The sequence below is a fragment of the Natronoarchaeum mannanilyticum genome (genome assembly GCF_039522665.1).
GTDB classification, from domain to species: Archaea; Halobacteriota; Halobacteria; order Halobacteriales; family Natronoarchaeaceae; genus Natronoarchaeum; species Natronoarchaeum mannanilyticum.
In genome coordinates this window covers 272,511-298,211 of the sequence record NZ_BAAADV010000007.1, presented here as the reverse complement: position 1 = coordinate 298,211, position 25,701 = coordinate 272,511, and the positions used below count along the sequence as shown (strand labels likewise).

Genomic DNA, 25,701 nt, shown 5'->3' with positions numbered 1-25,701 from the left:
GGCGTAGGTAGGCATGTCTGGTCGGTCCCCCGACCTCGAACAATTTTTCGCGACTCGGGGTGTTCCGCGTACCGTCAGGACTCCTGCACGCCCTTCGCGTCGGCGCGTTCCCACGGCAGCGGGCCGTCGTACTCCTCGGGGACGAACGGACAGAGCGGGTCGCTTTCGAGTGGGTCGCCGGTCGTCGCGTACGCTCGCGAGCGGCTGCCGCCGCAGACGTTCCGGTACGGGCAGGCGCCGCACTTCCCGCGCAGTTCGTCCGCGTTGCGCAGGCGCTCGAACAGCTCCGAATCGCGGTAGATGTCGACGACGGACTCGTCGCGGACGTTGCCGGCCGACTCGGGCAGGAACCCCGAGGGGTACACCTCGCCGACGTGGCTGACGAACGCGAACCCGTCGCCGGCCGTGATGCCGCCGCGGCGCCGGGGGCCGGAGTCGTCGCTTTCAGCCTGCTGGATGCCGACGCGGCGGTAGTGGGGCGCCTCGGTCGTCTTGACGCCGAACGGCGCCTCGTCGGCGACGCCGTGGAGCCACGCCATCACGTCCTCCGATCGCCCGGGCGAGACGGGATCGAGCGCGGCACCTCTGCCCACCGGGACGAGGAAGAACACGCTCCAGAGTACCGCGCCGAGCTCGCGGACGCGGTCGCGGATCTCTGGGAGCCGGTCGACCGTCTCGGCGCAGACGGTGGTGTTGATCTGTAGCGGGATGTCCAGATCGCGCGCGTCCTCGGCCGCCTGGATCGTCTCGTCGAAGCTGCCGGCCTCGCCGCGGAACGCGTCGTGGGTGTCGGCCGAGCCGCCGTCGAGGCTGAGCGCCATTCGCTTGAGTCCGGCGTCAGCGAGGTCGGCCAGCCGGTCGCGGGTCAGCGATCGCGTGCCGCTGGGCGTCAGCGAGACGTTCAGCCCGGCGTCGGTGCCGTAGTCGACGAGTTCGACGAGGTCGTCGCGCTTCAGCGGGTCACCGCCCGAGAGCACGATCAGCTGATTGTCGGCGAACTCGGCTGTCTGGTCGAGCAGGCGCTTCCCCTCCTCGGTCGTCAGTTCGTCGGGATGCCGGTCCGGCACGGCGTCGGCCCGGCAGTGGTCGCAGGCCAGCTCGCAGGCCTGCGTGAGTTCCCAGATCAGTACGAGCGGTCGGCGGTCGGTGTCTACGTGCACGGTGATGTCCTCCTGTTCGTGGTGATCGCGCCGCGATGCCGTCGCTACTCGCGACGTTGGCGATCCCGTCTAATGTAGGCCCCTTCCGTTCCCAGATTCTGAAACCGAGCGCGACCGATATTTAAGGAGGGTTCGTTCGACCCCACATGGACGACGGATCGACGCAGTTGGAGAAGTCGACGCGCGCTCGCGTGGGCGAGGAACCGCGAGGCGACCCGCTGCCCGAGTGGGACGTGTTCGTTCGCGAGGATGCCGGAGGAGTCATGCGCCACGTCGGCAGCGTCAGCGCGCCGACGCCGGAGAAGGCCCACGAGCACGCCAGCCGGCTGTTCGGCTGGTTCGCCGACGACGTGTGGGTCTGCGAGTCCTCGGAGATCCACCGCTTCTCGACGCACTCGCTGGGCGAACCGGGAGAAGACGTCACGCCCGAGTCCGGAACCGAGCGCCGCCAGCACGAGTGGGACGAGTGAGATCATGATCTCGATCAGCAAACTGCTCTGCGACCTCGACGCCGAGGGCGACGGACTGCGCTACGACGCCGCCGACGAGTCGAAAAAGCCCCAGATCACCGACGAGAAGCAGCGTCGACCGGTCGTGGTTTGGAACGTCACCAAGCAGTGCAACCTCCACTGCGCGCACTGCTACGCCGGCGCCGAGTCGGCCGCGGCGCCCGGCGAGCTGACCACCGAGGAGGGCAAGGACCTGCTCGACGACCTCGCGGACTACGGCGCGCCTGTCGTGCTGTTCTCGGGGGGCGAGCCGCTCGCCCGACAGGACCTCCCCGAACTCGTCGAGTACGCCGCCGACCGCGGGCTCCGGCCCGTGCTCTCCACGAACGGCACCCTGCTGAATCGAGATCGGGCCCGCGAGCTGCGCGACGCCGGACTCGCGTACGCCGGCGTCTCGGTCGACGGGCTCCCCGAGCGCAACGACGAGTTCCGCGGCAAGGAGGGTGCCTTCGAGGAGGCGGTCCACGGCATCCGATCCTGTCTCGACGTCGGCCTCAAGACGGGGCTGCGCTACACGATCACCCGCCACAACGCCGAGGACCTGGAGGGCGTCGTCGACCTGCTGTCGGACGTCGGCGTCGATCGCTTCTGCTTCTACCACCTCGACTACGGCGGCCGCGGCGCCGACATCAGCGACGTGGACCTCTCGACCGACGAGCGCCGCGCGGCGGTGCGCCGGCTCTGCGACATGACCCGCGAGTACCGCGAGCGAGGCGAGGAGATCGAGACGCTGCTGGTCGGCAACTACGCCGACGCCGGCTTCCTCGTCGAGTACGCGCGCGAGGAACTCGGCGACGATCGAGCCGACAGCATTTACCGGTACCTGCGACGCAACGGCGGCGATCCGACCGGCGAGCGCGTCGCGGACGTCGACTATCAGGGCGACGTCCACCTCACGCAGTTCTGGCAGGGGTACAGCCTCGGCAACGTGCGCGACCGGTCGTTCGGCGACATCTGGGAGGACGAGTCCAACCCGCTGCTCGCCCGACTTCGCGAGCGCGAGAAACACCTCAAAGGCCGCTGCGCGGACTGCCGGTATCAGGAAATCTGCCGCGGCGGCTCGCGGCTGCGGGCGCTGGCCGAACACGACGATCCGTTCGCGCCCGATCCGCAGTGCTATCTCACCGACGCCGAACGCGCTGGCGAGCCGTCCGCGCCGCCGGCGCCCTCGGACTGACGCCGCGCTCGGATCGGCGCCGGCACTCTCGGATCGACGCCGAAGCGGCGTCGCGACGGCTCGACGAGCCATTCTCACGGCGCAGGAACGGCGGGTGGCCTTTAGTGTTCCGGGGAGTAACTTCCGATCGATGACGGACCGCGTAGCGAGAACAAACGGCGGGACCGGCGGCCTCAGCTCTCGCGCCAGATCGCCGTCACCGTCGCGTCGTCGAGTTCGACGGTGTCGTAGACGTACCCGCGATCGTCGAGCTTCGGATACAGATGCTGGGGCGCGCGATCGTTCAGCTGGACGAGGACGGTCTCGTCGTCCAGCTCCGGGAGCAGTTCGAGCGTCTCCGAGAGGGGCTTGGGCGGTCCGAGGTTGCGGACGTCGAGCGTCTCCCGCGGTCTCGACGCCGGCGCGTCGACGGCCTCCACGGCGCGGTCTGCGAGCGCTTCCATGCCCGATCGTTCGGGCCGACGCGCTACCCGCATTGTCCCGAACACGTTCGACGCGGTCGGTGACGCGTTCGACAGGATCGACGACGCGTCCGCCGCAATCGGTGACGCATTCGCCGCAGTCGGCGCCGTATCGACGCCACCGACAGCCTTGCGGAGGGATCGACGCGCGAAGCGAGCGATGCAGAGCGACGAACCCGTTCGAGCGGCGCGGAGCGACGAACCCATGACACAGGCACGACTCACCGTCACGCTTCCCGACGGAACGTGGATCAAGGACGTATCGACCGAGTTCCCCGAGGCGACGTTCAGAGTGCTCGCCGCGATGCCCGGCGAGGACGCCGGCTTCGGGCTCGTCAGGATCACGGCGCCCGACCCCGCCGCGGTGCTGGAAGGGATGGACGCCCACGAGGTGCTGACCTCGGTCGACATTCTGGAGGGCAGCGAGGACCGGGTGCTCGTTCAGTTCGAGACGACCCGCCCGCTCCTGCTGTTTTCGGCTCGCGAGTCCGGCGTCCCGATCGAACTGCCGATGGACATCCAGGACGGCGACGCGTCGGTCGACGTGACGGCCTCGCGCGACCGGCTCTCGGTGCTCGGCGAGCAACTGGAAACCTTTGGACTTCCCTTCGAGGTGGAGTTCGTCCGCGAGCGCGTCGACAGCTCCCGGCTGCTGACCGATCGCCAGCGCGAACTGCTCGTCGAGGCCGTCGAACGGGGGTACTACGACACGCCGCGGCGGTGCTCGGTGACCGATCTGGCGGAGGCCGTCGGCGTCGCCAAGTCGACGTGCAGCGAGACGCTCCACCGCGCCGAGGAGCGCGTCGTCAAGCGGTTCGTCTCTGACCTTCCGGACGCCGACAGCGAGCTCGAACCGGAGATCGAACAGTAGCTCGTTCTCAACGACTGGGAATCTCGACGCCGCTTTACGTACATTTCCGTCGAACAGGTCGGTAGGTGCACTCAGACATGCCACCAGCTCACCGACCCTCGGACCCCCGGACCGCGCCGGCGGGCGATCGACGCCCAGCAGCGGCGCGCGAGGAGTCGACGAACCGAGCAGCGAACGCGACAGTCGGCCCCGGACGGAGGTGATCGGCGTGGATCACCTTTCGGCCATCATCGTGATCGCCAACACCGTGACGCTCGTGTTCGGCGGGACGATCAGCCTGCTCGCCCACCGCGCCGCGGCGCGCACCGACTCCGCCGCGCTGCGGTCGCTGAGCGTCGGCCTCGGACTGGTCACGATGGGGACGTTCTTCGGCGGGGGGCTCCACCAGCTGCTCGGCGCCGGGTTGCTCGCCAGCATCGCCGTCCAGAGCGTCTTCACGGCGATCGGCTTCGTCGCGCTCGCGTACTCGCTGTACGCCGAGCGGACCCCGATGGCCGACACCATCGATACGGTCTGAGCCGGCGCGTCGACCGAAACGGACGCGGGCGATCAGCCCCCTCGGCCGACTCGTTCGACGACTCCGGTAGCGACGCGTCCCCCGTTCTCCGCTCGTCCGTAACCCCGACGGCTCCGAGATACTGGCAAATGACGTTGTCCGGCGCCACAGGTTCGCGTAAGGGTTTATTTGCCCGGGGCCGAAACGGTTCGGGTGACTATGAGCGACGACGAACCGGGATTCTACACCCAGAGCGTACACGCGGGACAGGAACCGGACGAGGCGACCGGATCGCGGGCGCCGCCGATCTACCAGACGACGTCGTACGTGTTCGACGACGCCGAGCACGCCGCGTCGCTGTTCGCCCTCGAAGAGAAGGGCAACATCTACAGCCGCATCATGAACCCGACGAACGCGATGTTAGAGAGCCGGCTCGCCGAGCTGGAGGGCGGCGTCGGCGCCATCGCGACCTCGAGCGGGATGGCGGCGCTGGACCTGGCGACGTTCACGCTGGCCTCGGCCGGCGACAACATCGTAACGGCGTCGTCGCTGTACGGCGGCACGTACACGTACTTCACTCACACCGCGCCGCGGCGGAACGTCGAGACGCGGTTCGTCGACACGCTCGACTACGAGGCCTACGAGGAGGCGATCGACGAGGACACCGCCTACGTCCACCTCGAAACCATCGGCAACCCGGCGCTCGTCACGCCGGACATCGAGCGCGTCGCCGAGATCGCCCACGAGAACGACGCGCCGCTGCTGGTCGACAACACGTTCGCGACGCCGTACCTCTGCAACCCGCTGGAGCACGGCGCCGACCTCGTCTGGCACTCGACGACGAAGTGGATCCACGGCAGCGGCTCGACGGTCGGCGGCGTCCTGATCGACGGCGGCTCGTTCCCCTGGGAGGAGGGCGACTACGCGGAGATCGCCGAGGACAACCCCGCCTACCACGGGCTGAACTTCCGCGAGACGTTCGGCGAGGCCGCCTTCGCGTTCACGGCTCGCGCCCGATCGATGCGCGATCTTGGCAACCAGCAGGCCCCCTTCGACGCCTGGGTCACCCTGCAGAAGCTAGAGACGCTGCCCCTGCGCGTCCAGCGCCACTGCGACAACGCCCAGATCGTCGCCGAGTACCTCGACGACCACCCCGAGGTGGAGTGGGTGACCTACCCCGGGCTGGAGGACCACGAGACCCACGAGACCGCCTCGGAGTATCTGGACGGTGGATACGGCGGCATGATCACCTTCGGCCTCTCGGAGGGCGAGGAGGCCGGCCGCAAGCTCGTCGAGTCGACCGAACTCGCCAGCCTGCTCGCGAACGTCGGTGACGCGAAGACGCTGATCATCCATCCCTCCAGCACCACCCACCAGCAGCTCACCGAGGAGGAAAAGATCGCCAGCGGCACGACGCCGGACCTCGTTCGCCTGTCGGTCGGCCTCGAAGATCCCGAGGACATCGTCGCCGACCTCGACCAGGCGATCGAGAAAGCGACCGAGTGAGCGGCTGAACGCCGCCGGACGACGCCGAATCGCCGTCCTCGTCGATCCGGACTGCGAGGCGAACCTGCCGCCGAAACTTCCTTCACCCGACGGGTCCGGCGCGAGTTTTATCCGCTCCTGGGATCACTATACACTGTATGACCGAGGGAGGGGGGTCCGCCGGATCGACCGTTCCGGAGGACTCGCACGACGGAGTGACGATCGAGCGCTATCGGACGCTCGTCGACGCGGTCGACGACGGCCTGTTCCAGCTCGACGCCGAGGCGACGATCGTCGACGCGAACGACGCGATCGCCGACGCGGTCGGCCGGCGTCGCGACGAGCTCGTGGGGGAGCACGTCGCGGCGATCCTCGGCGACGACGCCGAGCGCGCCGAAGCGACCGTCGCGGAGCTCCGCGACGGTCCCGACGACGCGGCGACGCTGGAGCTGCTGACCGATCCGGCCGTCGCGAACGCCGGGTTCGAGGAGCTTCGCATCGCGCTCGTCGAGGAGGGCGGCGAGTATCGCGGGAGCGTCGGCGTCCTCCGCGCCGGGTCGGAGACCGTCGACGAGAGCCAGCTCGAGGAGAGCGAACAGCGGTTCCGGTCGCTGGTCGACGCCGTCGAGGAGTACGCCATCTTCATGCTCGATCCCGACGGCCGAGTCGCCACCTGGAACGAGGGCGCCGAGCGGATCAAGGGGTACGCCGAGGACGAGATCGTCGGACAGCACTTCTCGACGTTCTACACCGACGAGGACAGGGAGGCGGGCGTCCCGGCTTCGAATCTCGACGCGGCGATGGAAGAGAGCTGGGTCGAGGACGAGGGCTGGCGCGTTCGCGCCGACGGCTCGCACTTCTGGGCGAACGTGACGATCACGGCGGTCCGCGACGACGACGGCACGCTTCAGGGGTTCGCGAAAGTGACCCACGACATGACCGATCGCCGCGAACGGGAGCGCGAACTGCGCCGCGAGCGCGACCTCAACGAGAAGCTGCTCCAGACGGCCCCGGTGGCGATCGCGGTGTACGACAGCGACGGCGAGTTGCTGCTGTCGAACCGCCGGACCCGCGACGTGTTCGGTCTCCCCGAATCGGGCGACGTGGACGACCTCCACGACGCCGACCGGTGGGACGTGTACGACGCCGAGGAGAAGCCGCTCCCGGCCGACGAGCTCCCGCCCGCGCGAGTGCTCGAGAGCGGCGAGCCAGTCGTGAACGACGAAATCGCCATCGACCCGCCCGACGGCGATCGCCGCTGGTTCCGGGTCAACGCCGTCCCGCTGTTCGACGCCGAGGAGTCGGTCGATCGGGTCGTCGTTGCGGGAGAGGACGTGACGGAGCTCAAGCGCCGCGAGCGCCAGCTCCGCCGGCAGCGCGACGAACTCGAGTCGGAACTCGGGGAAGTGTTCGGCCGCGTTTCCGACGCGTTCTTCGCGCTCGACGAGGAGTTCCGATTCACCCACATCAACGAGCGGGCGCACGAGCTGATCAATCCGGAGGATCGGGAGCTGGTCGGCGAGTCCATCTGGGACCAGTTCCCGAAAGCCACCGAGAGACTGTTCAAGCCCCACTACGAGCGCGCACTGGAGAATCAGGAGACCGTCTCGTTCGAGGAGTACTACCCCGAGCCGCTCGACATCTGGTTCGAGGTTCGGGCGTATCCCTCGGAAACCGGACTGTCGGTGTACTTCCGGGATATCTCCGAACGGAAGCAGCGCGAGCGCGAACTCGAGGAGTCGGAGCGCCGGTATCGGACGCTCGCCGAGCACTTCCCGAACGGCGTCGTGACGCTGTTCGATCACGACCTCGAGTACACGCTGGCGGCGGGTCAGGGGTTCGACAGGATTCCCGTCGATCCCGAGGACCTCGAGGGCAACTCGTTCCGGGACGCCTGGGACGAGGAAACCGTCGATACTCTCGAACCGGCGTTTCAGGACGCGCTGGACGGAGAAGAGAGCACCGTCGAACTCGAGTACGTCGACCGGGAGTGGATCTTCCAGGCGGTGCCGATCGCCGACGAGCGCGGCGACGTGTTCGCCGGGATGACGATGGCGATCGACGTCACCGAGCAGAAAGAACAGGAGCGCGCCCTCGAACAGTACAGCGAGTACCTCGACGACGTGATCGACGGGATCGACGACCTGTTCTACGTGCTCGATTCCGACGGCGGGCTGCGTCGGTGGAACGAGAGCCTCGCCGACGTGACGGGGTACTCGAACGCGGAGATCGACTCGATGGACGCGCTGGACTTCTTCGAGGAGGACGCCGAGACGATCGCGTCCGCCGTCGCGAAAGGGTTCGAGGAGGGAGGCGTGATCGTCGAGGCCGATCTCGTGACGAACGACGGCGAGCGGATCCCCTACGAGTTCTCGGCGACGACGGTCGAGAACCCCGAGGGCGACACCGTCCTGGCCGGTATCGGGCGGGACGTCTCCGAGCAGAAGGACAGGGAGCGCGAGCTGACCAAGTACGAGACGATCGTCGAGACGATCGAGGACGGCATCTACGTGAAAGACGAGGACGGCTACTTCACGATGGTCAACGACGCGTACGCCGAGATGACCGGCTACGATCGCGACGAGCTGGTCGGCGCGCACGCGTCGCTGGTCGTCGACGAGGCGACGATCGGGGACTCGCGAGAGATGCTGTCGGGGGCCGCGCTCGAGGACGGCGACGAACCCACCATGGAGGCGACGCTCCGGACGAAAGACGGCGGCGCGATCCCCGCGGAGGGGACGTTCGCGTCGATCGATACCGACGACGAACGCGAGGAGGTCGGCGTCGTCCGCGACATCACGGAACGAAAGGAGCGACGACGGAAGCTAGAGGAGTCCAACGAGCGCCTCGAACAGTTCGCGTACGCGGCGTCCCACGACCTCCAGGAGCCCCTTCGGATGGTATCGAGCTACCTGTCGCTGGTCGAACGGCGGTACGCCGACGAGCTCGACGACGACGCCGAGGAGTTCATCGAGTTCGCCGTCGACGGCGCCGAACGGATGCGCGAGATGATCGACGCCCTGCTGGAGTACTCCCGCGTCGAGACGCGCGGGGACCCCTTCGAGCCCGTCGATCTCGAAGCCGTCTACGAGGACGCGATCCAGGATCTGGAGGTGAAGATCGCGGAGAGCGACGCCGAGATCGAAGCCGAGCCGCTCCCGGAGGCGTACGGCGACGAGGGGCAGCTCCGGCAGGTGTTCGAGAATCTCCTGAGCAACGCCATCGAGTACAGTGAGGAGGGCCCGCCCCAGGTCGACGTCGGCGCCGAGCGCGACGGCGAGATGTGGATCGTCTCGGTCAGCGACGATGGGATCGGCATCGATCCCGAGCACGCCGATCGCGTGTTCGAGGTGTTCAACCGGCTTCACACGCGCGAGGAACACGATGGGACGGGAATCGGACTCGCGCTGTGCCGGCGGATCGTCGAGCGTCACGGCGGCGAGATCTGGGTCGACTCGACGCCCGGAGAGGGATCGACATTTTACTTTAGCGTGCCCGCTCAAGGGGAAGACAATGATTGAACATAGGTCGGCCGAGCCGATCGACGTCCTGCTGGTCGAGGACAATCCCGGGGACGTTCGCCTGACAGAGGAGGCGTTCGCGGAGGCGAAGATCAGCAACGATCTCCACGTCGTCCGCGACGGCGAATCGGCGCTCGATTTCGTCTATCGGCGCGGCGACTACGAGTCGGCGCCGACGCCGGATCTCGTGTTGCTGGATCTGAACCTCCCGAAGATCGACGGCACGGAGGTCCTGGAGGAGATCAAGACCGACGACGCGCTCAAGCGGATCCCGGTGATCGTGCTGACCAGTTCGTCGGCGGAAGAAGACATCGTCGAGAGCTACGAGCTGCACTCGAACGCGTATCTCACGAAGCCGGTCGACCCCGACGAGTTCGTCGAGCTGGTGCAGTCCTTCGAGGAATTCTGGTTCACGCTCGTCAAACTGCCGCCCGAACCGGAGGCCGAACCGACGCCGCTCGAGGGGGAAGAATGACGCGACAGTCGCCGCTCAGCATCCTGCTGGTCGAGGACAACCCGGGCGACGCCCGCTACATCCGCGAGATCCTCGACGACGCCAGCGAACTGTCGAACAGGACGATCGACCCCGGTGGCGAGGTGCTCGCGAGCCCGCAGCTCGACGACCAGGAGGAGGAACTCGAACTCGTCCACGAGAGCCGCCTGGAGGACGGGCTCGAACGGCTCGACGAGCAGCGACAGGACGTCGTGCTGCTGGATCTCGACCTGCCGGACAGTCAGGGACTGGAAACCTTAGAGCGGGTCGTCGACCGGACCGAAGCGGTCCCGGTCGTCGTGTTGACCGGACTCCGGGACCGCGAAGTCGGCCTGGAGGCGCTGCGACGCGGCGCCGAGGAGTACCTCGTCAAGGACGAGATCAACGCCGACCTGCTGGTCCGATCGGTGTACCACGCGATCGAACGGAAGGCCCGCGAGCGCCAGCTCGAACGCCACCGCGAACAGCTCGCCGCCCTGAACCAGCTCAACGGCGTCGTCCGAGAGATCACCGACGCCGTGATCGACCAGTCGACGCGCGAGGAGATAGAACGGACCGTCTGCGAGGCCCTGGCCGACTCGGCGTCGTACGAGTTCGCGTGGATCGGCGTGCTCGACGCCGCGACCGACGAGTTCGAGCTGCGCGCCGAGGCCGGGGTCGAGGGGTATCTCGACGATATCACGATCACCGCCGACGAGGACGATCCGGAGGGCCGCGGCCCGACGGGGCGGGCGTTCCGGACCCGCGAGATCCAGGTGACCCGCAACGTCGAGGAGGACTACGAGTACGAACCGTGGCGCGAGTACGTCCGGGAGCGGGGCGCGTACTCGTCGGCGGCGATCCCGATCGTCCACGAGGGGACGATCTACGGCGTCCTGAACGTGTACGCCGACCGTCCGGACGCGTTCGCCGATCGGGAGCGCGAGGTGATCGGGCAGCTCGGCGAGATCGTCGGCCACGCCATCGCGGCCGTCGAGCGCAAGCGCGCGCTGCTGAGCGACGAGGTCATCGAGGCCAATTTCCGGGTCGAAAACGTGTTCGCGGAGTTCGACATCGCCGAGCGAACCGACGACGAGATCCGGATCGAACAGGTCGTCCCCGCGGGCGGCGACGAGTACCTCGGCTACGGGTCGACGCCGGCGGACAACGGGGACGTGCTGAACGCGCTCGTCGACGCGCTTCCGGCCTGGGAATCCGTCCGGGTCGTCGACGAAGAGCTCGACCGGCTCCGGTTCGAGGTCCGGTTCGGCGAACCCTCAGTTCAGGCCGCCGTCGCCGCCCACGGCGGCTACGTTGAGGCGGCGACGATCGAAGACGGCGACTTCCACCTGGCGGTCCAGCTTCCCCACGGCGCCGACGTGCGCCAGATCGTCGACGTGGTTCAGGAGAGCTATCCGACGGCCGAACTGCGCGCACAGCGCCAGGTGAGCCGCGACGACGGCGGCACGAGTCGGATGGTCTCGGCGTTCCACGACGATCTGACGGACCGCCAGCGAACCGTCGTCGAAACCGCGTACTACGCGGGCTACTTCGAGTGGCCCCGCGACAGCTCCGGGGAAGAGATCGCCGAGTCGCTCGACATCGCGCCGGCGACGTTCTCCCAGCACCTCCGAACCGCCGAAAACCGCATCTTCGCCGCGCTGTTTCAGGAGTCCGACGAGGAGTAGTCCTCTCCGGCTCGACGCCGATCGAGCTCAAATCCCCCGAATCTTTCGCCACCGATGCTTCAGAATATATAGTAAATACTATTTGCCGTTAGTTTGATTTCGAGACGAACCCCCCAGAGGAGAACTACAATGAGTGTAATCATCGACAACCTCGAGACGACGCTGCGACAGACGATTCTGACCGGCATCGACCTCCTGCCCCAGCTGATCGGGGCAGCGATCGTTCTGGGCGTAGTGGCGTACGTCGCCCCGAAGCTGGCCGAGAAGGCGACGGACGCGATCGCCCGCCTCGGCGTCTTCGGCCGACTCGAAACGACGCCGCTGGGCGCCACCGGCGGCGAGGGAACGGGCGACTTGCGCGACGGAACCGAGACGGTTCTCGAACTCTACGGCTACGTCGTCGGCGGCGCGCTCGCGCTCACGATCCTTCGTATCGGGCTAATCAGCCAGCTGGCGTCCGACCTGCTGTTCTACGCCACGTTCGTCGTGGTCGGACTCGGCCTGCTCGCGCTGGCGTCGATCGTCGCGACGGCGGTCGGGAACCGCGCCGCGCGGTGGGAGCCCGTGGAGGGCACCGCGGCCGAACCCGCCGTCGGCGGGATCGTGCAGGCCGCGCTGTACCTCGTGGCCGGCGTGATCGTGCTCGACCTGCTCGGACTCCACACGGGAATCGTCCTCGTCGTGGTCGAGGCCGCGACGCTCGGCATCGCGCTCGCCTTCGCGCTGGCGATCGGCATCAGCGTCGGACTGGCGAGCAAGGACCACGTCGCTGAGTACGTCGACGGCGTCCTGGGCGAGGGCGACCGGGCGACGGCCGCGACGTCCGACGACGACTGACGGTGTCCGGAGTCGACTGACGTCCGAGTCGTCGAAAAGAAGCCGCCGAGACGTCCCGTTTTTCGACGCGCTATTCCTCGCGAGGCGCGAGCACGAGCAGCGCCTCGCTGTCGCTTCTGGCCTTCGGCGAGACGTACTGGTCGCCGTCGAACCGGGCGACGTCGCCCGGCGAGAGTTCGTACGTTTCCTCGCCCAGCGTCACGTCGACGGCGCCCGACAGCTGGTGAAACACGATCTGACGGTCCGGATGCTGGTGGGGCGCGATCTCCTCGCCTTCGTCGAGCGAGAGCCGGATCGTCTGGGGCTCCTCGCCGGGGAACAGTTCGGCGTGCGGTTCGCCTTCCAGGTCGTCGAGCGACTGGAGCGACACCATTATTTCTTGGGGAACTTCGCGACGAACTCCTCGGGCGCGCGCTGCTCGACCTCGTAGTTGTCGGCGTCGAACGCATCGATCTCGGCCTGCATCTCGTAGAACAGCGGCTTGGGCTCGTGGTCGTTGACGATCGTGAGCGTCTCGCCGCTCTCCAGGTCGTGGAAGGCCTCGTGGATCTTGTCGTGGCGCTGTACCGGCGGAATCTCGCGGGCGTCGATCCTTGTCATGCACCCGTGAGTTGGGTCGACGCCGCCCTCGGGCTTCCCCCGAACGTGTTCGGCCGAGCGCGTCTCCACGGCGGACGGAACGCAGGCGGACGCCGCCGGTCGGCCCGCCCATACCGGTGGGCTTTTGCCGGCAGCGGTGCGCTCTCTCGGTATGAGTGACGACGAGGACCGCCTCACCTACTCGGAGGCGGGCGTCGACATCGAGGAGAGCGAAGCGGCGACGGCGGCGCTGCTGGACGCCGTCGGCAACGTGGTCGACACGGAGTACGCCGGACTGCTGGACATCGGCGATCGCTTCCTGGGGCTGGCGACCGACGGCGTCGGGACGAAACTGCTCGTCGCCGAGGCGCTGGGCGACTACTCGACGGTCGGCATCGACTGCATCGCGATGAACGCAAACGATCTCGTCGCCGCCGGCGTCGAGCCGGTCGCGTTCGTCGACTACCTCGCTGTCGAGGAGCCCAGCGAGGAGTTCTCCGAGCAGGTCGGCGACGGTCTCTCGGCGGGCGCCGAGGAAGCCGGCCTCGCGCTGCTGGGCGGCGAGACGGCCGTGATGCCCGACGTGATCGACGGGCTGGACCTGGCGGGGACCTGCGCCGGCCTCTCCCCCAAGGACGCCACGTTCGACGGCGAGGCCCGGCCGGGCGACGCGCTGGTCGGCTTTCCCTCCAGCGGCATCCACTCGAACGGGCTGACGCTGGCCCGGGAAGCCGTCACGCGCGACCACGAGTACGACGATCCGTTCCCGCCGAATCCCGACCGCTCGATCGGCGAGGAGCTGCTGGAGCCGACGCGGCTCTACACCTACTTGCTCGAACCGATGCGCGAGCACGGCGTCCGCGCCGCGGCCCACGTCACCGGCGGCGGCTGGACCAACCTCGAACGGCTCGGCGAGCACCGCTACGAGATCACCGACCCGCTGCCCGCTCAGGACGTCTTCGAGTTCGTCCAGCGGGAGGGCAACGTCGCCGACGAGGAGATGCACCGCACGTTCAACATGGGCACCGGCTTTGTCGCGGCGGTTCCCGCGGATCGGGCGGACGCACTGGCGGACGCCACGGACGGGCGGGTCATCGGCGACGTGCAGGAGGGCGACGGCGTCGCGATTCGCGGGCTGGAGCTGTAAACGCGGTTCGGCGTCGACGATTTTCGACCGTTTACTTCGCCGTTCCGTACTCGGTGTACTCCAGCAGCAGGTGCGGGACGACGACACCGACCGCGAAGACGACGCCGAACACGATCTCCGAGGGAAGTTCGGTCAGTTCGGAGAGCCCGAACAGCAGCGCCATCGCCAACAGCACGAAGATCCCGATGAGCTTGTTCTCGGGGGCGAACAGCCCCTCCCGCCGGACGAGGATCGCCAGGGAGAGCGCGACCAGTCCGATGATACCGACGAGGACGGCGCCGAACAGATCGATCGAGTTCACCGCGAGACTGTAGGCGAGTCCGACGCCGATCAGGAGATACGCGATCCCGAGCGCGGCGTTGCCCGCTCGGGACCCGATCAACCTGTCGTCGTTCGATCCGGCCTCGGCGTCGCTCATATCACATACTCCCAGCGAATTGCCAAATAAGCACCGTCGACGGAAACGCCGACGATCCGGGATACGATTCGTGTCGCGAAACAATGAATTATCCACGCTGCGTCTCGTCGATATGGTCGACGCTGGTATCCGTCGACGGCTCAATGCGATCATCGTGCTTCAATTGCTACTAATCGCGCTGGCGCTCCCCGGCAGCGGGCCAGCGTTTGTCCTCCTGGTCGCGCTCCTCGTGTTCTACGTCATCTTCTTCGGGGTATCGATTCTGGAGCGACGGCCCGGCGAGGACTGACGTCGTCCTGGGAACCGGTACGTTGAATTTGTCTACGGCCCAAGTTCCCCGCGACCATGCGGGTACGCGACTGGCAGGACATCGTCGAGGACGTCGTCGACTCGAACGTCGATCCGGACGGCTGGCGCGCCGTCGCGGGCGACCGCGCGAACGGCGTCGGCGAGGACCTGTACGTCGGCCACCCCGCCGCCGGCGTCTACCAGCTCAAAACGTACGCGAAGAACCCCTTCGAGGTGAAGGGCGTCGGCGCGCGCGTCGCGCGCAGCCTCGACGACGAGATCGGATCGTACCTCCCGGAACAATCGGAGGCGAGCCGCTTCGCCGTCCAGCAGGCGCCCGAAGACGAGGACGACGCCGAGGAGAAGGCTCGCCACCTCGAGGAGGTCATCAAGGCGCACGCCGACGCGCCGACGACGCCGGGCGACCTGTTCGACGACGTCATGGAGGCGCTGGACAGTCCGGCGTTCGGGCCGATGGAGTACGACCAGTACGATCGTCCGGACCAGTTAGATGGGCTCTCGACGACGTTCGAGGAGGCCGAGGAACTGCTCGAAGCCGAGTTCGAGGACGTCGTCGAGAGCGACGAGGTCGGCAAGGGCTTTTACTGAGTGCGTCCCGCGGCGGACAGCGCCCCCGCGGTCGATCCACGGCGGCGCCTTCGTCCGCCCCGATTCGGCGGTTTCAAGCCACCCCTCGACGTTGTGTTTCGCATGACCGCCGAGGAGACCGTCCGCGAGTACTACGAGGCTCTGGAGCGGGGCGACCCGCTCGTCCCGTACTTCTCGGAGGACGCGACCGTCAAGTTCGGCGTCGGCGAGTCGCTGTTCGGCGCCGACGAGATCGCGGCCGCGCTCCGCGAGCAGACGCGGACGACCGACGACTGGCACGTCGAGTCGACCGGCCTCGACGTCACCGAGCGCGAGGAGTTCGCGTGGTTCGGCGACGAGGTCGCCCTGGCTTGGACCGACACCGAGACGGGACAGCGCTGGACGTTCGACACCCGATGGAGCGCCACGTTAGAACGCGAGGACGGCGAGTGGGCGTTCGTCGCGATGCACGTCAGCGCGCCGCGGAGGCTCTAACCGTGGTCGGACCGACGCGCGAGGAGGCGACTTCCGGCCGAGGCTACCGACCGCTCGCGATCGCGTTCGTCGCCCTGGTCGCCATCTCGGGGGCGACGGTCGCACTGCAGGCGAAGGCCTCGCTGCTCGTCGTCGCGCTGTCGACGCTGGGCGGCGTGCTGGTCGGGCTGGCGCTCGTACTGTACTTCCGCTGGGCGTTCGGACTGTAACCGGCGTCACCCTCAAAATCGCTCGGCGGTCGCCGGACGGCCCCTCAGGGATCGACCCGTCGCACCCACGCGTCCGGGTTGTCGAGTTCGGCGTCAGTCGGCAGGTTGTCCGGCGACGTCCAGACGGCGTTGGCCGCCTCGACGCCGCGCAGGTCGGCCACGCGCTCGAAGAACGCCTTCCCGCGCTCGTACTGTCGCCGCTTCATCCCGAGGCCGAGCGCGCGCCGGACGAACTGGGCGATCGGGCCCCGGCCCCGCCGCCGGGCGTCGAGCTTCGCCCGGAGGTCGGCGTACTCGTCGTCGAACGCGTGGTCCATCAGCAGCTCGGCGTACCCCTCGACGACCGTCATCGCGGCGTCGAGCTCGCGGAACGCCTCCCGGTCGAGGCTGCCGCCCGCCAGCGCCTCGATACCCTCCTCCATGCGCTCTTCGAGGTGGTCCGAGAGCCACGGCGCGGCGCCGAACTCGGCGGCGTGGGTCACCTCGTGGAACGCGATCCAGCGCCGGAACCGGTCGTACTCGACGTCGAGCGTCTCGGCAACCTTGCGGATGTTCGGGTGGACGAAGTACAGGGCGTGATCGGCGTCGCCCTCCGCGAGCAACAGCGGGTCGTACTGGCCCAGCACGTTGCGGCCGAGGAAGGCGAGCATGAAGCTCATCGTTCCGGTGTTGAGAACTCGGGAGACGCCCGGGAGCGCGACCTCGGTGTGGTCCTCCAGCGGGGCCATGACGCGAGAGAAGGTCTCGACGTTGGCGTCGATCCAGTGGTGCCGGTTCTGGACCTCGACGGTCCGGGGCACGTCGAACTCGACGCCACCGACCGCGCCCACCGCGTCGCGGGCTTCCCGGACGTCCGCCGCGTACCCCGACCGCTCGGCCTCGCTCAGTTCGAGCGCGCCCGGGTCGGTGCTGGCCTTGGCGGCCTCGGCGACGGCGTCCCAGTCGATCGCCCCCGTTCCGGACGCCCCCGTGACCGCGCGCACGCTCCGATAGAGACTCATTACTCGAAGGAAGGTCTCCGCGGGCAAAACCTTTCTCCCGGCCCGCTCGCCCGGTATCTCCTCCTGCCGGCGCCTGCTGCAGACGCCCCGCCGCCGCTCACTCGGTCGTCGTCTTGAACTGGTCGAGGCGGCCGCCCGACTCCTCGTCGAGTTCGTCCTCGAGCTCGCCGCCGCCGCGAACGTACTTGACCGCGGCAGCGATGGCGATCAGCGCGATCAGCGGCACGATCACCTTGGCGAGGCCGCCGCCGCTCTCGTCTTGCTCGTCTTCGGCGTCCATCTCGGCGTCCTCGCTCGTCGCGATGCTGAGAAGGCCCTCCTCGCCGGCGCCGCTCGGACCGATCTGGATGTCTCCCTGCGGACTGAACTCGAACAGTGTGATACTCGCCATGTCCCGACCTTCGTCGAGGATCGACTTAGGCGTGGGGGTCACCCCCTGCAGTGGCAGGTTTTCCTAACCGAGTCTTTGAAACGCTGGCCCCGCAAGGGCCGGTATGGACGACCGACAGCGCGAGTTCCTCGACGACCTGCTGACGACCGCGAGCCCCTCGGGCTACGAGACCGCCGCCCAGCGCGCCTGGATCGACTACGTCTCGGAGTTCGCGGACGACGTGCAGACCGACGAGTACGGCAACGCCGTCGCGGTGCTTGAGGGCGGCGACCCGACGGTCGCGGTCGCGGGTCACGCCGACGAGATCGGCTTCATCGTCCGGCAGATCGACGACGACGGGTTCGTCCACCTCGGGCGGATCGGCGGCTCGGACAAGTCCGTCTCGAAGGGCCAGCACGTCACGATCCACGGCGCCGACGGGCCGGTCAGCGGCGTCGTCGGCCAGACCGCGATCCACCTCCGCGAGGACGACGACGGGTACGACGACGTGCGCGAGCAACACGTCGACATCGGCGTCGCGGACGGCGAAGCGGCCCGCGAGCTCGTCGAGGTCGGCGATCCGATCACCGTTTCGACGACCATCGAGGACCTGGCGGGCGATCGACTCGCCGCTCGCGGCGTCGACAACCGCGTCGGCGTCTGGACCGCCGCCGAGGCGTTGCGCCGAGCGGCCGAGCGAGACGTCGACGCGACGGTCTGCGCCGTGAGCACCGTTCAGGAGGAGGTCGGCCTCCAGGGCGCGCGCATGGTCGGGTTCGACCTCGCGCCGGACGCCGTCGTGGCGGTCGACGTGACCCACGCCGTCGACTACCCCGGCGCGCCGAACGACCGGACGGGCGACGTCTCGCTGGGCGAGGGGCCGGTCGTCACGCGCGGCAGCGCGAACCACCCGGTCGTCGTCGACGCCGTTCGTGAAGCCGCCGAAGCGGAGGACGTCGACGTCCAACTCGAAGCCGCGGGCATCCGAACCGGCACGGACGCCGACGCGTTCTACGTCCAGCAGGGCGGGATTCCGTCGCTCAACCTCGGGCTGCCGAACCGCTACATGCACACGCCGGTCGAGGTGATCGACGCGACCGATCTCGACGCCGCCGCCGAACTGTTCGCCGGGTTCGCGGAGCTGGCCGGCGAGTACGAGGACTTCGCGGTCGACGTCGAGTAGGGGGCGTGCGGTCGGCGTCGACTCTCCACCGGTACGTTTATACGCACGTCGGGTGCGAATGGGCGTATGAGCGGACGACCGCTGGACGTGCTCGAGGCGTCACTCGGCGACGACGTACAGGTGCAGCTCAAGGGGGGCGAAATCTTCGAGGGAACCCTCGCCGGCTACGACCAGCACATGAATCTCGTGCTGGAGGACGCCGTCGAAGGGCCCGCGAGCGACACGCCCGAGACCGTCTCCGAGGAGGAGTCGGTCGAAGACACAACCATTATACGCGGCGATAACGTCGTTTCGATCAATCCATGACTGGTGCAGGAACGCCGAGCCAAGGGAAGAAGAACAAGACGACTCACGTGAAGTGCCGCCGCTGTGGCGAGAAGTCCTACCACGTGAAGAAAAAGAAGTGCTCGTCGTGCGGCTTCGGCAAGTCCGCCAAGCGCCGCGACTACGAGTGGCAGTCGAAGGCCGGCGAGTAATCTCGACCGTTCTTTCTTCTCGCTTCCCGACCGCGTAGCGTCGGTGCCGACGATTTCGCGGGGCTTTTCGACCCGTCAACAGGCGCGCCGACGTCGACTCCGCTCGCCGGTCGACGGCGTCGACATATGCATGATTGTGTATAGTGTTCACCGATAGACGCCGCCGTCGAAACACATTTGCGAGGATTTATCCCCGATGGACGGCTACGACCGTCCATGTCAGACGGGCGGGTTGCGAACCCGGACGGTATGACCGAGAAGTGCGGCGTCGTCGGAGTCTCGCTGCGAGACCGCGACGCCGCGCGACCGCTATACTACTCCCTGTACGCGCTCCAGCACCGCGGCCAGGAGTCGGCAGGCGTCATCACGCACGACGGCTTCCAGCAACACACCCACGTCGAGATGGGGCTGGTCGGCGACGCGTTCGATCAGGACGACGTCGAGGGGCTGAACGGCTCGGTCGGGATCGGCCACGTCCGCTACCCGACGGCGGGTAGCGTCGACTCCTCGTGCGCCCAGCCGTTCTCGGTGTCGTTCAAGAGCGGCTCGCTCGGGCTCTCCCACAACGGCAACCTCGTCAACGCCGACGAGATCCGGGACGAGCTCGCGAACATGGGCCACGCCTTCACGTCCGACGGCGACACCGAGGTGATCGCCCACGACCTCGCGCGCAACCTTCTGGAGGAGGACCTCGTGCGCGCCGTGAAGCGGACCATGGAGCGGATCCACGGCTCCTATTCGCTGACGATCATGCACGACGACACCGTGCTGGGCGTCCGCGACCCCGAGGGCAACCGGCCGCTGTGTATCGGCGAACTCGAGGACGGCTACATCCTCGCCAGCGAGAGCGCCGCCATCGACACGCTCGACGGCGAGCTCGTCCGAGACGTGAAACCCGGCGAGCTGGTCGTCCTCCACAAGGACGGGACAGGGTTCGACACGTACCAGCTGTTCGACCGCGAGGACACCGCCCACTGCTTCTTCGAGCACGTCTACTTCGCGCGCCCCGACAGCGTCATCGACGAGAAGCTGGTCTACGAGGTTCGCCGGGAGCTGGGCCGCCAGCTCTGGTCGGAGAGCGGCGTCGAGTCCGACGTCGTGATGCCGGTCCCCGACTCGGGCCGCGCGTTCGCCAGCGGCTACGCCGAGGCCGCACAGGAGGAAGGCGAGGACCTGGAGTTCGCCGAGGGGCTGATGAAAAACCGGTACGTCGGCCGAACGTTCATCATGCCCACGCAGGACGAGCGCGAGCGCGCGGTGCGCCTGAAGCTCAACCCGATCAAGAGCACGATCGAGGGCAAGACCGTCACGATCATCGACGACAGCATCGTGCGCGGGACGACCTCGACGCAGCTCATCCAGCTGCTCAAGGACGTCGGCGCCGAGGAGGTCCACGTTCGGATCGGCGCGCCGCAGATCATCGCGCCCTGCTACATGGGCATCGACATGGCGACCCGGGAGGAGCTGATCGCGTCCGACCGTTCGACCGAGGAGATCCGCGAGGAGATCCAGGCCGACAGCCTCTCGTACCTCTCGATCGACGCCGTCGCCGAGGCCCTGGAGTCCTCGCGCGGCGATCTCTGTCTGGGCTGTGTCACCGGCGAGTACCCCTACGACATCGAGGGGGAGGAAACCGACCGCGACGTCACCCGTCCGGAGATCGACGGTGCGTCGCCGCTGGCCGACGACTGATAGGGCTCGTTTTGCCGACGTTGTTCCGATTCATCCTGCAATCTGTCCGATTTGAGCCGAGGGGCCGGCTAGCGACGGCGCCGTGGTTCCCCGCTCCTCGACCGGATCGGTCGGATCGGCGTCGGACGGTTCGGCGTCCCCGAACTCGGCGGGGTCCGTCGTCGCCTCGGTCTGGCTCGCGACCTGCACGGCGTCGCCGTCGCTGGTGAAGACGACGGTGCCGTGGATCGCGGTCCAGTAGGTGTCGATGTCTCGCGCCGCGAGCCGCTCTAGCGGTTCGTCGTGAGGGTGGTCGTACGGCGAGTCGTAGGGAGCCGAGATCACCGCGATCGACGGACTCGCGGCGTCGAGCAGCGCGTCAGACGTACTCGAGTAACTCCCGTGATGGCCGACCTGGTAGACGGTCGAGACGAGTTCGTCGTCGTACTCGTCGACGAGGCGCCGCTCTTCCTCAGTGCCGACGTCGCCGGTGAACAGGAACCCCGCGTTGCCGTGTTCGAGATGGACGACGAGGCTGTTCTCGTTGAGCTCCTCCAGATCGCTGTCGGCGGTCGGATGTAGCACGTCGGCCTCGGCGCCTTCGATCGGGATTTCGTCGCCCTCCTGCGCCTGATAGAGGGTCACGTTGTACTGTTCGACGGCGTCGATGTAGTCCCCGTACGTCTCTGACGACGACACCGTCCCCGAGTCGTAGACCGCGCCGATCCCCCCGGCCTCGGTCTCGTAGTACTCGATCACTTCGGCGTGCCCCCCGATGTGGTCGGCGTGGGCGTGCGTCGTCACGAGGTAGTCGAGTCGCTCGATCCCCCGATCCCGCAGGTACGAGAGGACGATCTCGCCGTCGTCGCTCCAGTGGCCCGAGTCGATCAGCATCGTCTCGCCGGTTGGCCCGACCACGAGCGTCGCGTCGGCCTGCCCGACGTCGATCGTGTGGACTTCGAGCTCCCCAGTGTCGTCGGGTTCGGCGTCGGTGCTCAGGTCGCCGACGCCCGCCAGACAGCCCGACAGCAGCGCGACGACGACAACGACGGCGGTGGCCGATTGGCGATCCATTCCGTGAATGTTTGATTCGGCCGCCTATTGGTCGTTGTGGCGGCGTGTCACGGAGCTAACGGTTCCTTCTATCGGGACGCGTCTCCTCGTCACGACGCGTCTTCCGCGAGCTCGTTCAGTCGTTCCCTGGCCGCCTCGCGTCGACGCCGAGTCGCCGCGGCGTCGTGCCGCAACCGCTCGATATCGCCGTCCGAAAGCCGCACCGAGAGGACGGCCCCGTCATCGCGGGCGCTCGCCGGGAGTCGGTCGAGCTGGACGAGTCGCTGCGCGACCGTCTCCTCCTCGCGTTCGAGCAGGACGACCGCCAGATCGCGCTCGATCCTGTCGACGACGCCCGTCAGTTCGGCGTCGGCGTCGTCCAGCCGATCGTCGGGCCCGGCGTCCTGATCGTCGTCGGACCCCCCGATTCCGAACGGCAAAGCGGTTCCGGCAAGCGTTACGATCGTCGCGACGAATTCGCGTCGTGCGAGTATCGTCATACGTCGCGTGGTGCGGATTCGTATTTGAACCTGTGGCGGCTACCGGAAGCGCCGGCTGCGCTCCGTTCCCGGAACCACTATGCTGTGCGTCTCGTCAGTGCGACCATGGGAATCGACGCCGACGTTCTCGACGTCGAGTCGGCCGAATCGACGCGCCGATCCGTGAACGGCGTCGACCTCCACGTCGTCGCCGCCGGCAGCGAGGCCGATCCGCTGGTCGTGCTGCTGCACGGCTTTCCCGACTGCTTCTACGGGTGGCGCCACCAGATCGAGCCGCTGGTCGACGCCGGCTACAGGGTGGTGGTTCCGGACCAGCGCGGCTACAACCTGAGCGACAAGCCAGTCGGACTCGACCCCTACCGGCTCGGTCGGCTCTCGGCGGACATCGCGGCGCTGATCGAGAGCGAGGGCGAGGCGTCGGCCCACGTCGTCGGACACGACTGGGGAGCCATGGTCGCCTGGGACCTTGCGCTCCGTCGTCCCGGATACGTCGATCGACTCGGGATCCTGAACGTCCCCCATCCCACCGCTTTCCGCGAGACGCTCCGATCGAGCCCGCGCCAGTTGCTGCGGAGCTGGTACGCGTTCTGGTTCCAGCTCCCGTACCTCCCCGAGCGGGCGCTCGCCCGCGGCGAGTTTTCGGGGCTCGTCGACGCCCTGCAGCGCACCTCGCGCATCGACACGTTCGACGACGCCGACGTCGACCGCTACCGCGAGAGCTGGGCCGAACCGGGGGCGCTGACGGCGATGCTAAACTGGTACCGCGCCGCGGCCCGCCGGCCGGACGAGCCGCCCCGGGACCGCGTCGCGGCGCCGACGCTGATCGCCTGGGGCGAGAAGGACCCGGCCCTCGTACCGGAGCTCGCCGAGAAGAGCGCGCGGCACTGCGACGACGTGCGCGTCGAGCGGTTCCCGACGCGGAGCCACTGGGTTCACGTGGAGGCGCCCGAGGCCATCAACGAACTGTTGCTGGAGCACCTCGGCGAATAGCTGGAGTCCACGGCGACGATTCGACGAAACCGGTCGGATCAGCGCTCGGGGCGGGGCGCCCGCTCGTAGCGCTCGATATCGTCGGTCTTCTCGACGCGATCGTAGATTTCCTGGAGCGTCTCCTCGGCCCGCAGCAGGTCGTGCCGATCGAGGAACTCGCGGCCCGCCTCGGTGACGCCGTAGAACGTGTACGGCAGGTCGCGGCTCCGGCGGTCGTCGGACAGCGTCGCCGCCTCGACGATCCCGGCCTCGATCAGCGTCTGGAGGTGGCCGTGGATCGTCGACCGGCTCTTGGAGGGGTTGACGTAGTCGAGTTCCCTCAGCGACGGCAGCCCCTCGGGGTGGCCCAGCAGGTCCTGGAGCAGGGCGAAGCGAGTCTCCTGGGTGACGACGTCGAGGCGCCGTCGTTCCCGTTCGATCTCCGCGGGCGACGCGTCGGTGCGGCTCATGTGATTACGTTGGACCCGTTCGTCAATAACCGTTTCGGTGAGGACTGAATCGGTTGCGAGCGACGGCCATCGGCGTCCCGCCCCGGAGGAACAGCTATTTGAGCGCTCCGCGAGAGCCGCCGGACATGGTCGACGACGAGACGCCGTCGCGCGACGCCGCCCCCGAGTCCTCCAGTGGCGCTCCCGAGTCTTCCGACGTCGCTTCCGACGCTGCGGCCCACGATCCCGACGCCACCGTCCCGGACCCCGACGCGGTGCTCGCGGACGCCGAGGAGCACCTGCCCGGCCGGTCCCTGTCGCCCGAGGAGTACGAGCACCTCAAGCGCTCCGTCGCCGAGCTGACGCCGATCTTCCGGCACGACCGGTCGTACTTCGTGCTCGGCAGCTACGGGACGCCGGAGGTCCGCCGGCTCCAGCTCGTCAAGGATCGGCTCAACCGCCGGCGCGACGCCTACGCGTTCCTGATGGTCGACGTCCGACGCGAGTGGACGAACACGTACCTGAAGTTCCGCCTGCTCGCGGACTACGCCGACCTGATCGTCGGCGTCGCCGAGCACGACGGCGGCGGCTTCCTCGTCGAACAGGGGACGGTCGTCACCGAGCCCGCGTACTTCGAGAAGACGCACTTCCTCAAGCGCGAGTACGACGGGATCGACGCCGAAGCGATCGACACGGACGCCGATCCCGACGACCCCTACAGCGGGATGCAGACGCCGCTATTCGAGCTGGCGGACGAGGCAGGGCGACTCCACGTCTGGCGGACGGAGTCGGAGCTAGAGGACTGCGTCGAGGAGCTACCGTAGAACAACTGCGTCGACAGCGGGGACCGGGTCGGTCGCGAGACCCTCGCCGGCGTCTACTCGCCGCGGCGTCGTCGGAGTCGTCGGACGGCCACGACGACCGTGGCGGCCGCGATCGCGACGCCGACGGTCTTCGTGATCGTGCCGAGTCGGGAACCGCTCGACTCGGTCTCTTCGGCGATGTCGATCGACGTCTCCGGGTCGTCGGACGTCTCTCCGTCGGCGTCCCGCTGTTCGTCGGACTGTGCGGCTCTTCTGCGGAGGCGTTCGAGCGTCACACCTGTCGGTAGAGCGAACTGGTAAATAAACGTAACAGCGGGGTCGAGCGGCTACTCCTCGTAGGCGAGGTTCATCATCCACTGCGAGAAGGCGTCGCTCTGGCCGTCGATCTCCTCCTCGCCGATGAAGGGTGAGAGCATGTCGCCGGCCATCAGCAGCGAAAAGTCCAGGTCGCGAGCGGTCGGCGAGATGTGGTAGGTGTTGTGGCCCTCGTAGATCGTCTCCTCGCGGTCGACGAGCCCCTTCTCGGCGAGCGACTCGATGATGCGGCTTCCCTTGCGCGAGGAGATGTCCAGTTCCTTCCAGAACTCGCTCTGGTGGATCCCGCCGGTCTCTCTGACGAGTTCCAGACCGGCGCGCTCGTCCTCCGACAGCTCCGCTTCGGCCTCGGAGACGCTCACAGGCACCACCCCCCGGGGGACGCGAGACGGGAAACTACGTACATACCTCAACTACGAGGATCGACCCGCATAAAAGTGGCTTTCCCGGCGGGGTAGGTCCACTCGCTGAGGACCACGACCAGCAGCC

Annotated in this window: 32 protein-coding genes; 20 read left to right on the top strand and 12 right to left on the bottom strand. The window is 67.9% G+C overall.

Translation table 11 applies throughout. The annotated features are described in order from the left end of the window. Positions 1–74: 74 nt before the first annotated feature. The gene (locus ABDZ81_RS14650) at positions 75–1,160 is read right to left on the bottom strand and encodes a radical SAM/SPASM domain-containing protein (RefSeq protein WP_377073873.1); all 1,086 of its coding nucleotides are present in this window, start codon (positions 1,158–1,160) and stop codon (positions 75–77) included. Positions 1,161–1,306: 146 nt separating this feature from the next. Here ABDZ81_RS14650 and ABDZ81_RS14645 point away from each other — a divergent pair, with 146 nt between their 5' ends. Continuing rightward, positions 1,307–1,630, top strand: a complete 324-nt coding sequence (locus ABDZ81_RS14645; RefSeq protein WP_343774753.1) for an Htur_1727 family rSAM-partnered candidate RiPP — start codon at positions 1,307–1,309, stop codon at positions 1,628–1,630. A 4-nt stretch (positions 1,631–1,634) separates the two neighbouring features. Next, positions 1,635–2,846 (top strand): TIGR04347 family pseudo-SAM/SPASM protein, encoded by a 1,212-nt coding sequence (locus ABDZ81_RS14640; protein ID WP_343774752.1) that lies wholly within the window; start codon positions 1,635–1,637, stop codon positions 2,844–2,846. 173 nt (positions 2,847–3,019) lie between these two features. Here ABDZ81_RS14640 and ABDZ81_RS14635 read toward each other — a convergent pair whose 3' ends face one another. After that, a complete protein-coding gene (locus ABDZ81_RS14635; RefSeq protein WP_343774751.1) occupies positions 3,020–3,289 on the bottom strand; it encodes a DUF2249 domain-containing protein in 270 nt (89 codons plus the stop codon). 223 nt (positions 3,290–3,512) lie between these two features. Between ABDZ81_RS14635 and ABDZ81_RS14630 the strand changes: the two genes are divergently transcribed. The 7 genes from ABDZ81_RS14630 (at position 3,513) to ABDZ81_RS14600 (ending at position 12,677) form a co-directional block, all read left to right on the top strand. Further along, the gene (locus ABDZ81_RS14630) at positions 3,513–4,178 is read left to right on the top strand and encodes a helix-turn-helix domain-containing protein (protein WP_343774750.1); all 666 of its coding nucleotides are present in this window, start codon (positions 3,513–3,515) and stop codon (positions 4,176–4,178) included. Between the two features lie 208 nt (positions 4,179–4,386). Further along, complete coding sequence (locus ABDZ81_RS14625) at positions 4,387–4,695, top strand: DUF7521 family protein (protein WP_343774748.1); 309 nt, start codon at positions 4,387–4,389, stop codon at positions 4,693–4,695. 198 nt (positions 4,696–4,893) lie between these two features. Continuing rightward, positions 4,894–6,180, top strand: a complete 1,287-nt coding sequence (locus tag ABDZ81_RS14620) for an O-acetylhomoserine aminocarboxypropyltransferase/cysteine synthase family protein (protein WP_343774747.1) — start codon at positions 4,894–4,896, stop codon at positions 6,178–6,180. A gap of 137 nt (positions 6,181–6,317) precedes the next feature. Continuing rightward, complete coding sequence (locus ABDZ81_RS14615) at positions 6,318–9,680, top strand: PAS domain S-box protein (RefSeq protein ID WP_343774746.1); 3,363 nt, start codon at positions 6,318–6,320, stop codon at positions 9,678–9,680. After that, the gene (locus tag ABDZ81_RS14610; protein ID WP_343774745.1) at positions 9,673–10,155 is read left to right on the top strand and encodes a response regulator; all 483 of its coding nucleotides are present in this window, start codon (positions 9,673–9,675) and stop codon (positions 10,153–10,155) included. The genes ABDZ81_RS14615 and ABDZ81_RS14610 overlap by 8 nt, the downstream gene beginning before the upstream one ends. Then, positions 10,152–11,840: a bacterio-opsin activator domain-containing protein gene (locus ABDZ81_RS14605; protein WP_343774744.1), complete on the top strand. Its 1,689-nt coding sequence runs from the start codon at positions 10,152–10,154 to the stop codon at positions 11,838–11,840. The genes ABDZ81_RS14610 and ABDZ81_RS14605 overlap by 4 nt, the downstream gene beginning before the upstream one ends. 129 nt (positions 11,841–11,969) lie before the next feature. Next, on the top strand, positions 11,970–12,677 hold the full coding sequence (locus ABDZ81_RS14600) for a hypothetical protein (RefSeq protein WP_343774743.1): 708 nt from the start codon (positions 11,970–11,972) through the stop codon (positions 12,675–12,677). Positions 12,678–12,747: 70 nt separating this feature from the next. Here ABDZ81_RS14600 and ABDZ81_RS14595 read toward each other — a convergent pair whose 3' ends face one another. Both ABDZ81_RS14595 and ABDZ81_RS14590 read right to left on the bottom strand, forming a co-directional pair. Beyond that, entirely contained in the window at positions 12,748–13,050 is a 303-nt protein-coding gene (locus ABDZ81_RS14595) for a cupin domain-containing protein (protein ID WP_343774742.1), read from the bottom strand. Then, on the bottom strand, positions 13,050–13,277 hold the full coding sequence (locus ABDZ81_RS14590) for a DUF2249 domain-containing protein (RefSeq protein WP_343774741.1): 228 nt from the start codon (positions 13,275–13,277) through the stop codon (positions 13,050–13,052). Before ABDZ81_RS14590 ends, ABDZ81_RS14595 begins: the two co-directional genes overlap by 1 nt. Positions 13,278–13,428: 151 nt before the next feature. Between ABDZ81_RS14590 and purM the strand changes: the two genes are divergently transcribed. Further along, entirely contained in the window at positions 13,429–14,403 is a 975-nt protein-coding gene (purM, locus tag ABDZ81_RS14585; protein WP_343774740.1) for a phosphoribosylformylglycinamidine cyclo-ligase, read from the top strand. Between the two features lie 31 nt (positions 14,404–14,434). On the opposite strand, the gene ABDZ81_RS14580 is transcribed toward purM, so the two are convergent. Continuing rightward, positions 14,435–14,821, bottom strand: coding sequence for a DUF7987 family protein (locus ABDZ81_RS14580; protein WP_343774739.1), 387 nt, complete (start codon positions 14,819–14,821; stop codon positions 14,435–14,437). 112 nt (positions 14,822–14,933) lie between these two features. On the opposite strand from ABDZ81_RS14580, the gene ABDZ81_RS14575 reads away from it, so the two are divergent. From ABDZ81_RS14575 to ABDZ81_RS14560, 4 genes are all read left to right on the top strand, one after another. Beyond that, on the top strand, positions 14,934–15,110 hold the full coding sequence (locus tag ABDZ81_RS14575; protein ID WP_343774738.1) for a hypothetical protein: 177 nt from the start codon (positions 14,934–14,936) through the stop codon (positions 15,108–15,110). A gap of 56 nt (positions 15,111–15,166) precedes the next feature. Then, a complete protein-coding gene (locus ABDZ81_RS14570; RefSeq protein ID WP_343774737.1) occupies positions 15,167–15,718 on the top strand; it encodes a hypothetical protein in 552 nt (183 codons plus the stop codon). A gap of 102 nt (positions 15,719–15,820) precedes the next feature. After that, positions 15,821–16,192: a nuclear transport factor 2 family protein gene (locus ABDZ81_RS14565; RefSeq protein ID WP_343774736.1), complete on the top strand. Its 372-nt coding sequence runs from the start codon at positions 15,821–15,823 to the stop codon at positions 16,190–16,192. Between the two features lie 2 nt (positions 16,193–16,194). Further along, the gene (locus tag ABDZ81_RS14560) at positions 16,195–16,401 is read left to right on the top strand and encodes a hypothetical protein (RefSeq protein ID WP_343774735.1); all 207 of its coding nucleotides are present in this window, start codon (positions 16,195–16,197) and stop codon (positions 16,399–16,401) included. A gap of 44 nt (positions 16,402–16,445) precedes the next feature. Here ABDZ81_RS14560 and ABDZ81_RS14555 read toward each other — a convergent pair whose 3' ends face one another. Then, on the bottom strand, positions 16,446–17,402 hold the full coding sequence (locus tag ABDZ81_RS14555) for a zinc-dependent metalloprotease (RefSeq protein ID WP_343774734.1): 957 nt from the start codon (positions 17,400–17,402) through the stop codon (positions 16,446–16,448). 97 nt (positions 17,403–17,499) lie between these two features. Next, positions 17,500–17,793 (bottom strand): hypothetical protein, encoded by a 294-nt coding sequence (locus ABDZ81_RS14550; protein WP_343774733.1) that lies wholly within the window; start codon positions 17,791–17,793, stop codon positions 17,500–17,502. Between the two features lie 103 nt (positions 17,794–17,896). Between ABDZ81_RS14550 and ABDZ81_RS14545 the strand changes: the two genes are divergently transcribed. From ABDZ81_RS14545 to purF, 4 genes are all read left to right on the top strand, one after another. Further along, a complete protein-coding gene (locus tag ABDZ81_RS14545) occupies positions 17,897–18,955 on the top strand; it encodes a M20/M25/M40 family metallo-hydrolase (protein ID WP_343774732.1) in 1,059 nt (352 codons plus the stop codon). 66 nt (positions 18,956–19,021) lie between these two features. Further along, a complete protein-coding gene (locus ABDZ81_RS14540; protein ID WP_343774731.1) occupies positions 19,022–19,261 on the top strand; it encodes an LSM domain-containing protein in 240 nt (79 codons plus the stop codon). Continuing rightward, a complete protein-coding gene (locus ABDZ81_RS14535; RefSeq protein WP_343774730.1) occupies positions 19,258–19,431 on the top strand; it encodes a 50S ribosomal protein L37e in 174 nt (57 codons plus the stop codon). Before ABDZ81_RS14540 ends, ABDZ81_RS14535 begins: the two co-directional genes overlap by 4 nt. 249 nt (positions 19,432–19,680) lie before the next feature. After that, the gene (purF, locus tag ABDZ81_RS14530) at positions 19,681–21,123 is read left to right on the top strand and encodes an amidophosphoribosyltransferase (RefSeq protein ID WP_343775297.1); all 1,443 of its coding nucleotides are present in this window, start codon (positions 19,681–19,683) and stop codon (positions 21,121–21,123) included. 30 nt (positions 21,124–21,153) lie between these two features. Here the strand turns inward: purF and ABDZ81_RS14525 are convergent, their stop codons facing one another. Continuing rightward, positions 21,154–22,176, bottom strand: coding sequence for a ComEC/Rec2 family competence protein (locus tag ABDZ81_RS14525; protein WP_343774729.1), 1,023 nt, complete (start codon positions 22,174–22,176; stop codon positions 21,154–21,156). An 89-nt stretch (positions 22,177–22,265) separates the two neighbouring features. Then, entirely contained in the window at positions 22,266–22,655 is a 390-nt protein-coding gene (locus ABDZ81_RS14520) for a DUF3006 family protein (protein WP_343774728.1), read from the bottom strand. Positions 22,656–22,760: 105 nt separating this feature from the next. On the opposite strand from ABDZ81_RS14520, the gene ABDZ81_RS14515 reads away from it, so the two are divergent. Next, positions 22,761–23,645, top strand: coding sequence for an alpha/beta fold hydrolase (locus tag ABDZ81_RS14515; RefSeq protein WP_343774727.1), 885 nt, complete (start codon positions 22,761–22,763; stop codon positions 23,643–23,645). 38 nt (positions 23,646–23,683) lie between these two features. Here the strand turns inward: ABDZ81_RS14515 and ABDZ81_RS14510 are convergent, their stop codons facing one another. Further along, positions 23,684–24,094, bottom strand: coding sequence for a transcriptional regulator (locus ABDZ81_RS14510; RefSeq protein ID WP_343774726.1), 411 nt, complete (start codon positions 24,092–24,094; stop codon positions 23,684–23,686). 125 nt (positions 24,095–24,219) lie between these two features. Between ABDZ81_RS14510 and ABDZ81_RS14505 the strand changes: the two genes are divergently transcribed. After that, positions 24,220–24,897: a DUF8170 family protein gene (locus ABDZ81_RS14505; RefSeq protein ID WP_343774725.1), complete on the top strand. Its 678-nt coding sequence runs from the start codon at positions 24,220–24,222 to the stop codon at positions 24,895–24,897. A gap of 53 nt (positions 24,898–24,950) precedes the next feature. Here the strand turns inward: ABDZ81_RS14505 and ABDZ81_RS14500 are convergent, their stop codons facing one another. After that, the gene (locus tag ABDZ81_RS14500; RefSeq protein WP_343774724.1) at positions 24,951–25,172 is read right to left on the bottom strand and encodes a hypothetical protein; all 222 of its coding nucleotides are present in this window, start codon (positions 25,170–25,172) and stop codon (positions 24,951–24,953) included. 51 nt (positions 25,173–25,223) lie between these two features. After that, a complete protein-coding gene (locus ABDZ81_RS14495; protein WP_343774723.1) occupies positions 25,224–25,574 on the bottom strand; it encodes a helix-turn-helix transcriptional regulator in 351 nt (116 codons plus the stop codon). Positions 25,575–25,701: the final 127 nt, after the last annotated feature.